Consider the following 313-nt stretch of genomic DNA (forward strand, 5'->3'; position numbering starts at 1 on the left):
CGCACTACCTGCTCCTTATGTCTGCCCCGCATTCCTATGCGGCCATCAACGCCGGCTACATGATGGAAGATCTCGTCCTCAAGCTGACTGAGTTGGACATTGACACCTGCTGTATGACCTTCACCGACAGCGACAAAATCAAAAAGGCACTGTCTCTCGCCACCCCGTTAGAGGTGGCGGCAATCGTTGCCTTTGGCTACGGGGAAAAGACCGAAAAAAAGCTGCGGCTGAATATCCTAAGTATGTCTCAGATTGATGTGCGGGCCGAGCAGCAGTACTACGCGCCCAAATCGTGCACGCCCTTTTTGGGCGC

General features: G+C 54.3%; 1 protein-coding gene. It reads left to right on the plus strand.

Translation table 11 applies throughout. The features are described 5' to 3' along the window. A partial coding sequence (locus P0G09_RS17405; RefSeq protein ID WP_275253302.1) for a nitroreductase family protein occupies window positions 1-313 on the plus strand: 313 nt, incomplete at both ends.

It is taken from the genome of Faecalibacterium sp. DFI.5.82, from assembly GCF_029076575.1.
Classification (GTDB): Bacteria; Bacillota; Clostridia; order Oscillospirales; family Ruminococcaceae; genus Faecalibacterium; species Faecalibacterium duncaniae.